Genomic DNA, 11,705 nt, shown 5'->3' with positions numbered 1-11,705 from the left:
CTGGTCAGTGGTCGTCGTCGTAGTCGGCGACCCCGCGCTTCCAGTAGCCGGTGATGTCCTGGTCGGCCCTGTCCAGCCGCAGGTCGTCGCGGGCCCAGCGGCGCAGCGGCTTGAGCTGGCCGGCCTCCCCCGCGGCCCAGACGAACACCCGCTCGCCCACGGGCACGGCCAGCGCGGTCACAGCCCGCGCCAGGGCGTCGCCGGTGCCCGCGGGCCGGCCGCCGCGGTGCAGCCAGTGCACCTCGAAGCCGTCGGGTGCGGAGAGCTCGATCTCCTCCTCCGCGTCCGCGACTTCGAGGAACGCCCAGCCCCTGGCGGTCCTCGGCAGCTCCTCCAGCCGGCGGGCGATCGCGGGCAGTGCCGTGATGTCGCCCGCCAGCACGTAGCGGTCGTAGGCGTCGGGGACGACCAGCCCGCCGGGCGGTCCCGCGACGTGCACGACGGCGCCCGGACGGGCCGCGCGCGCCCAGTCCGACGCGAGGCCGTTCCCGTGCAGGGCGAAGTCGATGTCGATCTCGCCCGCCACCGGGTCGTGGCGCCGCACGGTGTACTCGCGCGAGGTGGGGGCGGGCCGCGGCCACGCCAGCACCGTGCCGTTCTGCTCGGGCAGCCGCAGCGAGCCGTCCGGCTCCGGGAAGAGCAGCTTGACGTGCTCGTCCGGCGCGTGGGCCTCGAAGCCCGCGGCGCCCCTGCCGCCGAGCGTCACCCGCAGCAGGCCGGCGCCGACCATGGCGGTGCGGACGACCTCCGCCTTCCGGACGCGGATCGGGTAGCCCACCTTCTCGGCGTGGCGGCCCGCCCGGACCTCCGCCATCCGCTCCAGGTGCCGGTGCCGGTGGTCGGCCCTGGTCATGCCTGGCCTCCCGTCAGGAGGGCCAGCCAGTGCGCCAGTTCCGGCCGCTCCGCCAGGTCGGGGAACTCCAGCGACTCCGCTCCGGCAGCACGCCAGCGCTCCACGAGCACCATCGTCCGCATCGAGTCCAGGCCGTGGTCGAAGAGGTTGTCCTCGGGCCCGATCTCGGCGGGCTCACAGCCCAGCAGTCCCGCCACGTCGGCCCTGACGCCGTCAAGCGTGAAGTCCCGGCTCATCGCCCGGCTCCCGCGGGGACCGGGGCGGCCAGCGCGGCCAGCGCGTCCGCCGTGGTGGTGACGACGCCGCAGCGCTGGGCGACGTACGCGCACGCCTGGTCGTGGCGTTCGCGGGAGAAGTCGGCGACAGCGTCGGCGACGAGGAAGGGCTGGATGTCGCGCATGAACGCCTCGACCGCGGTGGCCTGGCAGCCGATGTGCGCGTAGACCCCGGTGACGAGGAGCTGGTCGCGGCCCAGCGCCGAGAGCTGTTCGGCGAACGTGCTGCGCTGGAACGCGCTGTAGCGCCACTTGGCCAGGACGGTGTCGGCCTCGGCCGGGGCGAGTGCGGGCACGATGTCCGCGGCCTCCGGGTCCGCGTCGATGACCGCGCCGATGCCGTCGCCCCAGAACTCGGTGAGCAGGCCCCGGTCCGCAGGCGCCTGCCGGCCGGGCTGGGCGGTGTAGAACACCGGGACCCCTTGCGCGCGGGCGTGTGCGGCGAGCCGCGCGATGTTCGCCGTCACCTCGGGCACCGGCGCCCCGGCGTACGGTGCGAGGAAGTAGCGCTGCATGTCGTGGACGAGCAGGGCCGCACGGCCCGGCTCGGGCAGCCACTCCACCCGCCCTGCGGGCAGGTCGGCGGCCGCCGGGAGCGGGTAGGGCCGTATCGTGGGCAGGGACATCCTCATGGCTCCTTCCGGGCGAGCGCGGCCAGCGCCGCCCTCAGCTCGCGCTTGCTGGTCTTGCCGACCCCGGTCACCGGGAACTCCCCGACGACCTGGACCAGGTCCGGCACCTTGAAGGCGGCCACACCGCGCTCGCGCACGAACGCCCGCAGCTGCGGGCCGGTGGGGGCCGCGCCCGCGACGGGCACGACGTAGGCGCAGGTCCGCTCGCCGAGGTGGGCGTCGGGCACGGCGACGACGGCCGCGTCGAGCACGCCCGGGTGGGCCATCAGGTGGTTCTCGACCTCCTCGGCCGCGACCTTCTCCCCGCCCCGGTTGATCTGCTCCTTGGCCCGGCCGACGACCTCCAGGTGCCCCGCGGGCGTGCGGCGCACGAGGTCGCCCGTCCGGTAGAAGCCGTCCGCGGTGAACGCGGTGGCGTTGTGCTCCGCCGCCCGGTAGTAGCCGCGGATCGTGTACGGGCCGCGGGTCAGCAGGGCACCCGTCTCGCCCGGCGCCACGTCGGCGCCGGTGTCCGGGTCGACGACGCGGACCTCGTCGTCCGGGGAGATCGGCCGGCCCTGCGTGCCGAGCACCACCTCGTCGGGGTCGTCCAGGCGGGTGTAGCACACCAGGCCCTCCGCCATACCGAACACCTGTTGCAGCCGGCAGCCCAGCGCGGGGCCGATCCGCTCGGCCAGCTCCCGCCCGCACTTGGCCCCGCCGACCAGCAGCACCTCCAGGGACGACAGGTCGCGGCCGGTGCGGGCGGCCGCCTGCACCCACGCGGCGGCGAGCGGCGGCACCACCCCGGTGATCGTGACCCGCTCGGCCTCGATCAGCCGGAACGCGGTGTCCGCGTCCGGCCGCGGCGCCATGACGGTGGCCGCGCCCGCGTGCAGCGCGCCGAGCACACCGGGCGAGCTGAGGGGGAAGTTGTGGGCCACCGGCAGCGCGGCCAGGTAGACGCTGTCCGGGCGCAGGCCGCAGATCCGCACGCTTTCGCGGACGCTGTACAGGTAGTCGTCGTGGGTGCGCGGGATCAGTTTCGACAGCCCGGTGCTCCCCCCGGAAAGCTGGAGGAACGCCACGCCTGCCGGGTCGGGGTCGGGCAGCTCGCGCGGCGCCGTCGCGGCGAGGCCGGCGAACTCGTCCGAGCCGACCAGCAGGACCCGGCGTACGGATTCCACGTCGGACGCGACGGCCCGCGCGGTCGCGGCGTGGTCGTGCCGCTCGTGCTCGCCGACGGTGATGACGGCGGCGGCCTCGCTCTGGGCGGCGAAGTGCCGCAGCTCGCTGCGCCGGTGGGCGGGCAGCGCGAACACCGGCAGGACGCCCGCGCGCCACATGCCGAACACGACCGGCAGGAACTCCGGGATGTTGGGAAGCTGGAGCACGGCCCGGTCGCCTGGTGCGAGCCCGGACGAGAGCAGGCCCGCGGCGATCCGGTGGGCCCTCTCGTCCAGTTCGGCGAAGGTCCACCGGGTGTCCCCGCCCACGACGGCGGTCCGGTCGGCGTAAGCGGCGGCCAGCGAGGTCAGCAGCGCCCCGAAGGTCTGTCCCCGCCAGTGGCCCGCGGCGCGGTAGCGCGCGGCGGTCCGAGGCGGCCAGAGGACGTGGTCGGCGGTCATACGGCGCCCTCCAGTCCGAGGGCGCGCAGCAGCGTGCGGAACTTCGCTCCGGTCTCGGCCAGTTCGGCGGCGGGCTCGGAGCCGGCGACGATCCCGGCCCCGGCGGACAGCCGTACCGTCCGCTCGCACACCTCTGCGCTGCGGATCGTCACCGCCCACTCGCCGTCGCCGTCGAGACCGGTCCAGCCGACCATCCCGGCGAAGTAGCCGCGGTCCTCCGGTTCGAGGTCCGCGATGGCGCCCACGGCCGCGGGGCCGGGCACACCGCCCACCGCGGGGGTCGGGTGCAGCGCCTCGGCCAGCCCCAGCGCGGAGCAGGCGGGGGCGGCCGGGTCCGCGAGGCGGCCGGTGATCCGGGTGGACAGGTGCCACATCGTCGGAGTGCCGATGACCTCCGGCTGCGCCGGCACCTCCAGGTCGGTGCAGAACCGGCCGAGTACCTCGGCCACCTGCCCGGCGGTGTGGGCGTGCTCGCCGAGGTCCTTGGCGGAGTCGCGCAGCCGTGCGACCGTCTCGCGGTCCTGTGCCTCGTCGCCCGACCGGCGGGCCGAGCCCGCCAGCGGGTTGGCCAGGACGGTCGCTCCCCGCCGGGACACCAGCAGTTCGGGGCTGGCCCCGACCAGGGTCCGCGGGGCGGGGTCGCCGGGCGCGGTGACGTCGGCGGCGAAGGCGTACGCGGCCGGGTCCGCCCGCACCAGCCGGGCCAGCAGGGCCGGCACCCACACCGGGGATTCCGCGGCCAGTTCGAGGGAGCGGGCCAGCACGACCTTGCTCAGCTCGCCGCGGCCGATCAGCTCCAGCGCGCGGCGGACGCTGTCGGCGTAGTGCGCGGGCTCGGGGCGCGGCGTGAGCGTCCACGAGGTGCCGGACTCCGCTTCGGGGGCCCGTACGACCGCGGGTGCGCCGGCACGCCGCACCACGGAGGGCACCACGAGGCCGCTCTCCGCTTCGGGGCGGAACCCGACGGCGCCGGCGACGACGGGGTCGGGCACCCCGGCCGCGGCGGCCGCGTCGAGCGCCTCGGCGGCGGCCCGGGCGTGCGACGCGCCGGCGGCACGGACCCTGGAGTGGACGCCGTCGGCGAGCAGGGTCCCGCGGGGGGAGGAGAAGTAGAACGAGCCGGGCAGGTAGGCGGCCAGCAGGTCGGAGGCCCGGTGCACGGGTCTGGGGCGCACGAGTGCGGGTATGGACACGTCGGCATTCCTTTCTCAGGCGCGCAGGGTTGCGCCGCCGTCGACGAACAGGTTCTGCATGGTGATGTGCCGGGCTCTGTCGGAGACGAGGAACAGCACGGCTTCGGCGATGTCGGCCGGGTCGGCGATGCGGCCGAGCGGTATGCCCGTCCGGAACTCCTCGGGGGTGCCCGCGATGACCCGTTCGAGGTCGTCCTCACCCGTCCACAGCTGGCGTTGCATCCGGGTGTCGGTGGAGCCGGGCGAGACCACGTTGCACCGGATGCCGTGGCGGGCGACCTCGAGTCCGAGGCAGCGGGTGAGCATGGCACTGGCGGCCTTGGACGCGGCGTACGCGCCCATCCCGGCGCGCGGTACACCCGCGGCGTTGGACGCCACCGTGACCAGGGCCCCGCGGCCGCGGGGCACCATCCGGCGGGCCAGTTCCCGCAGGACGAGGAACACGCCCGTGGTGTTGACGGCGAAGGTCTCGTCCCAGTCCTCGTCGGTGGTGTCGCACAGCAGGCCGGGACGCAGGATGCCCGCCACGGACACACCGGTTTCGATCGGCCCGATGCCCTTCTCGACCGCGGCCACCACGTCGGCGACGGCGGCACGGTCGGAGACGTCGGCGGCGAAGGGGACGACCAGCCCGGCCGAGCGTTCCGCGAGTTCCGCCAGGCCGCCCTCGTCGACGTCCACGGCGGCGACGGCGACGCCCTCGCGGACCAGGCCGTCGACCACGGCGGCGCCGATCCCCCTGGCCGCCCCGGTGACCAGCGCCACCGGCGGTGGGTTTCCCCCGGCCCGAACAGGCATGCAAACCCCCACACACAAAAAGTAAGGCCCGCCTAACTAAGGCAAGGCAAACCTAACTCTTGTATACGCCACGGGCAAGTTCACGGCAGTGCGACCTGCGGTGCAGCGTCAGAAAGCGGCACCGGCAGGGAGGTTGAGGCGTTTCGGCCGTGTGACGTCGTGTCATGTGCAGCAGGGCGCAGAAAGATCCGGCCCCGGGAACTCGTCGCACGCACCGTCCGACTACTGCTGCGTGGGGCGAACGACCGAAGGGTGTGTGATGGGCGGGCTGGATGTACGGATGCGGGGGGTCGCCTGCCGGCACGGCCGGGTGGAGGCCGTCGCCGACGTGGACCTGGAGATCGCCGCGGGCGAGCGGGTCGCGCTGACCGGGACCAACGGCTCGGGCAAGACCACCCTGCTGCGCGCTGTCCTCGGCCTGCACCGCCAGGTGACGGGCTCGATCCGGGTGGGCGGCCGGAGCGCGCGCACGCCGGCGGAATGGGCCTGGCGGCGCCGGGCCTGCGCCTGGATCCCCCAGAAGCCCGCCGCAGGACGGTTCCCGCTGCTCGGCGAGGAGTTGCTGGCCAGCAGTACCGCGCCGTCCGCCGCCGCCGGTGCGGCGGACCGGCTCGGCGTGGGGCAGCTGGCCGGGCGGCCGCTGCACACACTGTCCGGAGGCCAGTTGCAGCGCATGTACCTGGCCAGGGCGATCGGCTGCGTGGCCGCCGGGGCCGAGGTGCTGCTGGCCGACGAGCCGACCGCCGCGCTCGACTTCGACGGGCAGGCGGAGGCCGCCGACGTCCTGGCCTCGCTGCCGGTGACACTCGTCGTCGTGACCCACGACCGGGCCCTGGCGGACCGCTGCGACCGGGTCCTGGAGATGGCTGCGGGCCGGCTGCGGGAGGTCCGGTGACCACCCTCGCCACCGCCGACCTCGGCGCGCTGCTCCAGCTGGCACCCGTGCAGCGCGCCGGGGCGGCCCTGCTGCTCGCCGCGATCGGCCTGCCCGTCGTCGGGGTCGTCATCGTGGGGCTCGACATCATGCCGGTGCGGTTCGCGATGATGCACGTCGCCCTGCTGGGCATCGCCGTCGGCCTGCTCACCGGGCTCGACCCGATGCTGTGCGCGCTCGTCGCCTGCGCCCTGGCCGGTGCGGGCGTGGCCCCGCTCGCCCGCACCCCGGACGGCCTTTCCGGGGCGATGGGTCTGCTGATGAGCCTGGCCATCGCGGCGGCGCTGCTGCTGCTCGCCGTGTCGGGGGTCAACGCCTCCGGGGCGTTCGCCCTGCTGTGGGGGTCGATCCTGTCTGTCGGCACCCCCGACCTCTTCGTCCTGGGCGTGCTCGCCGTGCTCGTACCGGGCCTGTTCTGGTGGAAGCGGCGCGACATCGGCCTGCTGCTGTACGACCGGGAGCTCGCCCAGTGCTCCGGCGTCGCCGTCAGGGCCCTGACCGCGGTACTGCTGGTGCTGGTCGCGGTCGCGGTCGCCGGAGCCATCAAGCTCACCGGGGCCCTGCTCGTCGACGCCCTGACCCTGCTGCCCGCCCTTGCCGCCCGACGGCTGGGCAGCTCGCTGAAGTCGATCACCCTGTGGGCGATCGGCATCGGCGTGACCGTGAACCTGACGGGGTTCCTCCTGGCCCTGTGGCTCGACTGGCCGCCCGGCCCGGTCCTCGTCCTGACGGCGGGAGCACTCGTCCTCGCCGTGCATCTCATATCCGAACGGAGAACCAGCCCATGGCGCGCACCCGCGTCCGCATCCCTTCCCTCCTCGCACTGAGCGCGGCCGCGCTGGCCCTCGTCACCGGCTGCGGCGGCAACAGCACCGGTGGCGCCGAGAACGGCACCACGTCGTCCCCCGCCGCGTCGGGTGCCCCCAAGGCCGGGAGGAAGCCCGTGGTGGTCGTCACCACGACGTGGGAAGGGGCCTTCGCCAGGGCCGCGGGCGCCGAGGACGTCAAGGTCATCGTGCCGCAGTCCGTCCACCACGCCCCCGACTACGACCCCAAGCCCTCGGACCTCGCGGCCGTGGCCAAGGCCGACTTCGTGCTGTACGCGCCGTTCGAGCCCTACGCCGCGAAGATCAAGGAGGCCGCCGGCTCCGAGGCGAAGCTGGTCGAGGTGAACCTCGACAACGACCCCGACAAGGTCAAGGCCGAGGTCGACAAGCTGAGCGGGCTCTTCGGCACGGCGGACGCCGCGACCACGTGGAAGACCGGCTTCGATGCCGAGTACGGGAAGCTGGCCGAGGACCTCCAGGCCGCCTGGCCCGGCGGCAAGAGCCCGAACGTCGTCACCCAGGTGTTCACCACCTGGGCGGCCAGGCTCGCCGGCGCCACCACGGTGGGCACGTACGGGCCCGAGGCCGTCACCCCGGCGCAGCTCGCCGGGCTCTCCGCGAAGAAGCCGGCGCTGGTCCTCGACAACGCCCACATGTCGACCGGGACGGTGCTGCCCGACTCGGGCGCCAGGCAGGTCAAGATCGTCAACTACCCGGGTGAGGACCTCGACCTGCTGCCGGTCTACCGCAACGCGGCGGCCGAGCTGAAGAGGGCCATGAGCGCCTCCTGATCACCTGCGCCGATCGGCATCCGACGACCGCATCCCGGGACGGACTGCACGAACCGCCCCGGGATGCACCCGTCTGCACCGTTGTTGTTCGCTGCGATTCGGCTCGCCGGAGGCCAACGGACGCGCAGCGGGCCGCCAACGGGGTTGGATGGTCGGGGCGACGGGGCCTTGCCCTCAGCCGGCCTGCGCGAGCGGAGGTCCGGAGTCGGCCGCCGGGGTGGAGGGCAGGCCCGCGGTCAGCCGTTCGCGCAGGGCTGCCCGGTCGGGCTTGCCGGCCGGGGTCAGGGGAAGGGCGCCGACGACGAGGAGGCGCTCGGGGTGCTTCCGGCGCTCCAGGCCGTGCCCGGTCAGGTGGGCGCTGAGTCCGTCGAGGGTCGGGGTCTGCCCGGTGCGGGGAACCACGCAGGCCGCCAGGCGTTCGCCCATGAGCGGGTCGGACACGCCGACGCAGACGACGTCGCGCACCTGGGGGTGGGAGCTGAGTACGCGTTCGACCTCGGCGGGGCTGATGTTGGCGCCGCCGCGGATGACGATGTCCTTGAGGCGGCCGACCACGTGCAGGACGCCGTCGGTGTCCAGGTAGCCGAGGTCGCCGGTGCGGACCCAGCCGTCCGGCGTCCGGTAGCGGGCGTCCAACTCGGGGGCGGCGACGTAGCACAGCGGGGTCATCGGACCGCGCGAGATGATCTCCCCCACGGCTCCGTCGGGCAGCGCCGCGTGGGTGTCGGGGTCGGCGATGCGGATCTCCGCGACGCGCGGGTCGGGGTGGCCCGCAACGATGCCCGTACCGTCGGTCGGCGGGACCGTGTGGCCGAGGCCGGTGTGGCAGTTGACGCCGTCGGCGGATCCGTAGAGGTTCACGACCGGGCAGCCGAACGCCTTCGCCGCTGCCTCCGCCGTGGTCTCGTCCAGCGGTGCGCCGCCGAGGACGAGGGCGGTGGGCGCCGGCAGCCGTTCGCCCGTCGCGTCCAGGCGTTCGAGCATCATCCGGACCATGGTCGGCACGCCCAGGACGTGGGTGGGCTCGTGCTCCCGTACGGCTGCGAGGGCGGCGTCGGGGGTGAAGTGGTCGAGCAGGACCAGGGTGCCGCCGTGCCGGGCCAGGGTGACGGCGGTGCCGTTCGAGCCGAAGGCGGAGGCCAGCGGGACCAGGAACAGGCAGCGGGGCGGGGTGCCGTCCGGGATGAGGGAGGCGAGGAAGTTGCCGCGGCCGCCGGCGAGCGCGTTGTGGGAGTAGGCGATCATCTTCGGCTCGGCCTCGGAACCGGAGGACACCAGGATGCGGGCGGCGCTGTCCGGGTCGGGACGGGCGGGTAGGAACTCCTGCGGGTCGGAGCGCATGAGCTCGGACCAGGCCACGGCTCCCTCCGGTGCGCTCCCGGGGCCCACGGCGACGACATGGCGCAGGGCGGGCATGGACCGCGACAGCGCGTGCAGGTCGGCGGCGTGCCGGACGTCCCGGTGCTGGACGGAGGCGATGACGGCGACGGCTTCCGCCCGGCGCAGCAGGCACTCGGCTTCCAGGACGCCGCGGCCGACGGGGAAGGGGAGCGCGACGGCGCCGAGGGCGGCCAGGGCCAGGTCGGCGATCACGGCGTTGCGGTTGTCGGGCAGTTGGACGCCGACCACGTCACCCGGGCGTATGCCCAGGGCTCTGAGGCCGACGGCCAGGCATCGGACCTTGCGGTCCAGGGCGGTGTAGCAGAGTTTGCCCTTGGCGTCGAGGACGGCCGTGTGGTGCAGGTTCGCGATCTGGCGGGCCCGGAAGAGGCTGTAGAGGTCGAGGTCCGGGCAGGTGCCGTCGACCACCCACGAGCGGCGGAGGCCGGCGGGCAGCAGGTCGTGCAGTACGGGCCTGTCGGCGGTCATGCGAAGCTCCAGGGGTCGGAAACGGCGGGGGCACCGTGCGCGTCGCGGCTGATCGAGCCGGCGAAGCGCGGGTCGTGGTGCAGGTCGGACAGGTCGGTCGTGACCGCGGTGGCGGTCAGGCCGTGCGAGCCCAGCCGGGCAAGGGCGTCGGGGGTGCTCAGCTCGCGGAGGTCGTACGCGGCTGCGGCGAGGGCGCTGTCGTCCGTGGGAGCGATCCAGCCGTCCGCCGTGGGCAGCGGGTGGCGGAATCCGGCCGGGCGGCGGGGATTCCCACCTCGGGCCGCACGTGCCAGGGCGGGAGCGGTGAGGGTGTCGGCCGCGCCGAGCAGGGAGGAGTCCACGCGGACCCCGCGACCGGTGCGCTCCCTCAGCAGCAGCCCGGCGAGGACTGCTTCGGCGCCGTGCAAGCCCCCCAGTACGTCGAGCAGGGTCATCAGGGACGGCACCGGGGCCTCGCCCTCGGGTCGTACGGCCTCGCCGACCCCCGTACGCGCCTGGACCATGAAGTCGGTGCCCATGGGGGCGTCGGCGATCCGGTCGGCCCAGCCTCCGGTGTACGCGTACACGAGCGCGGGGTTGACCCGTGCCAGGTCGTCGGAGTCGAGCCCGAGACCGGCGGCCTTGCCCGGGGCCCAGTTGTGCAGGAAGACGTCCGCCTCGGCCGCCATCTCCCGCAGTCGGCGCCGGTCGGCCTCCGCCTTGATGTCGATCTCCACGGCCTTCTTGCCCCGGTTGAGGGCGAGCCAGCGCGCCGAGATGCCCGCGCAGGCCGGGGGCATGCCGCGCAGCGGGTCCCCGCCCGGCGGCTCGATCCTGACGACCTCGGCCCCCAGCAGCCCCAGGAGGTGCGCGGCAAGAGGGGCTTGGATACGCCGGCCCGCCTCCAGCACCGTCAGGCCGGCCAGAGGAAGCCCCACGGTGGGGGGCACCGGGTTGCCCGAGGCGGCCCGCGAGGAGGGGAGGGGTCCGTCGGCCCCGTACGGCCGGAGGGACCACGGGGCCGCTCCGTCGGCTTCCGCGAGCCGGTCGGCGAGGGTGTGCAGGACGCACACCTCGGCTCCCGAGAGGGCTGCGGCCTGCCGGATCCGGGCCAGGGGGTGCGCTCGGGTGACGGTGTGGAGAGCCTGCGGGAGGGGGGCGCAGGCGGTGGCGTACCGGAACTGGAAGGGCCGCCAGCCCGCCCGCATCGCGTCGGCGGGCGCGTCCAGGGCCCGCCAGAACGCAGCCCAGGCACCCGGGTCGAGCGTCTCCAGCTCGAAGAGCACTCCCTCGGCGGAGGTGAAGGGCGGTCCGCCGGGTCCGAGTTGCGCGGCCTCGCCCTCGTCCGCCCCGGCGGCGGCCAGGTACTGGGACACCGCGAGCAGCCCGGCACGGTCCGCGCCGGTGCTGACGTGGGCGGCGGCCGTGCCGCGGGACTGGCCGATCAGGCCGGCGAGCAGCCCCTGAACGGCCAGGACGCCGGTGGCCGTCGCCGTGTAGTCAGCGGCCAGCCCGCGCGGGTGGCCGTCGCGGCGCCCGTGGACGGCCATGACGCCGGTGGCTGCCTGGACCGTGGCCTCGTCGACGAGGCCGCTGCCGGAGCCGCCCCAGGTGACGGTCGCCTGCGCGCTCTCGTAGCCACCGCCGGTGAGCGTGATGGCGCCAGGCGCGTCCTGCTGCCCGGCGACGTCGTCCTGTGCTCCGAGCAGCCGCAGGTGCTGTGCGACGACGCTCGTGATCTGCGGGGGTCCCAGGATGCCGAGGCGCAGTGTGTCGAGTGGCCGGACCGTCTGCGAGATTGCCGGTGACGCCATGCCTCTCCTCTCCCGGCGCGGCGGTGGCCGCCGCCGAGGTCGTACGGAAAACGCGCAACGCGGGAACTCGGGAGCATCCGCGCCCGACCAGTTCCACGGACAGACAGTCGGACAGACGTTCCCGCGAGTTCCC

At 74.7% G+C, this 11,705-nt stretch carries 11 protein-coding genes; 3 read left to right on the top strand and 8 right to left on the bottom strand.

Features of this window, described 5'->3' with window-relative positions:
- Nucleotides 1–4: 4 nt before the first annotated feature.
- From C0216_RS10870 to C0216_RS10845, 6 genes are read right to left on the bottom strand one after another with little or no spacing between them, the layout of a single operon-like run.
- Complete coding sequence (locus tag C0216_RS10870) at nt 5–853, bottom strand: siderophore-interacting protein (RefSeq protein ID WP_114055072.1); 849 nt, start codon at nt 851–853, stop codon at nt 5–7.
- A complete protein-coding gene (locus C0216_RS10865; protein ID WP_114055071.1) occupies nt 850–1,089 on the bottom strand; it encodes a phosphopantetheine-binding protein in 240 nt (79 codons plus the stop codon). The genes C0216_RS10870 and C0216_RS10865 overlap by 4 nt, the downstream gene beginning before the upstream one ends.
- Nucleotides 1,086–1,754 (bottom strand): isochorismatase family protein, encoded by a 669-nt coding sequence (locus C0216_RS10860; RefSeq protein ID WP_216827067.1) that lies wholly within the window; start codon nt 1,752–1,754, stop codon nt 1,086–1,088. Before C0216_RS10860 ends, C0216_RS10865 begins: the two co-directional genes overlap by 4 nt.
- Nucleotides 1,755–1,756: 2 nt before the next feature.
- A complete protein-coding gene (locus tag C0216_RS10855) occupies nt 1,757–3,367 on the bottom strand; it encodes a (2,3-dihydroxybenzoyl)adenylate synthase (RefSeq protein WP_114055069.1) in 1,611 nt (536 codons plus the stop codon).
- Nucleotides 3,364–4,560 (bottom strand): isochorismate synthase, encoded by a 1,197-nt coding sequence (locus C0216_RS10850; RefSeq protein ID WP_114055068.1) that lies wholly within the window; start codon nt 4,558–4,560, stop codon nt 3,364–3,366. Before C0216_RS10850 ends, C0216_RS10855 begins: the two co-directional genes overlap by 4 nt.
- A 15-nt stretch (nt 4,561–4,575) precedes the next feature.
- Complete coding sequence (locus C0216_RS10845; protein ID WP_114055067.1) at nt 4,576–5,358, bottom strand: 2,3-dihydro-2,3-dihydroxybenzoate dehydrogenase; 783 nt, start codon at nt 5,356–5,358, stop codon at nt 4,576–4,578.
- Between the two features lie 259 nt (nt 5,359–5,617).
- Here C0216_RS10845 and C0216_RS10840 point away from each other — a divergent pair, with 259 nt between their 5' ends.
- The 3 genes from C0216_RS10840 to C0216_RS10830 are packed head-to-tail and all read left to right on the top strand — an operon-like array spanning nt 5,618 to nt 7,910.
- The gene (locus C0216_RS10840) at nt 5,618–6,253 is read left to right on the top strand and encodes a metal ABC transporter ATP-binding protein (RefSeq protein WP_114055066.1); all 636 of its coding nucleotides are present in this window, start codon (nt 5,618–5,620) and stop codon (nt 6,251–6,253) included.
- The gene (locus tag C0216_RS10835; protein WP_114055065.1) at nt 6,250–7,119 is read left to right on the top strand and encodes a metal ABC transporter permease; all 870 of its coding nucleotides are present in this window, start codon (nt 6,250–6,252) and stop codon (nt 7,117–7,119) included. The genes C0216_RS10840 and C0216_RS10835 overlap by 4 nt, the downstream gene beginning before the upstream one ends.
- On the top strand, nt 7,077–7,910 hold the full coding sequence (locus tag C0216_RS10830; RefSeq protein WP_114055064.1) for a metal ABC transporter solute-binding protein, Zn/Mn family: 834 nt from the start codon (nt 7,077–7,079) through the stop codon (nt 7,908–7,910). Before C0216_RS10835 ends, C0216_RS10830 begins: the two co-directional genes overlap by 43 nt.
- 174 nt (nt 7,911–8,084) lie before the next feature.
- Here the strand turns inward: C0216_RS10830 and C0216_RS10825 are convergent, their stop codons facing one another.
- A complete protein-coding gene (locus C0216_RS10825; protein ID WP_114055063.1) occupies nt 8,085–9,779 on the bottom strand; it encodes a class I adenylate-forming enzyme family protein in 1,695 nt (564 codons plus the stop codon).
- Complete coding sequence (locus tag C0216_RS10820) at nt 9,776–11,572, bottom strand: CoA transferase (protein ID WP_114055062.1); 1,797 nt, start codon at nt 11,570–11,572, stop codon at nt 9,776–9,778. The genes C0216_RS10825 and C0216_RS10820 overlap by 4 nt, the downstream gene beginning before the upstream one ends.
- Nucleotides 11,573–11,705: the final 133 nt, after the last annotated feature.

Origin of the sequence: Streptomyces globosus (assembly GCF_003325375.1) — a bacterium.
Classification (GTDB): domain Bacteria; phylum Actinomycetota; class Actinomycetes; order Streptomycetales; family Streptomycetaceae; genus Streptomyces; species Streptomyces globosus_A.
Note: the sequence above shows the minus strand (reverse complement) of the source record. Positions and strands in the feature narration are given on the sequence as shown.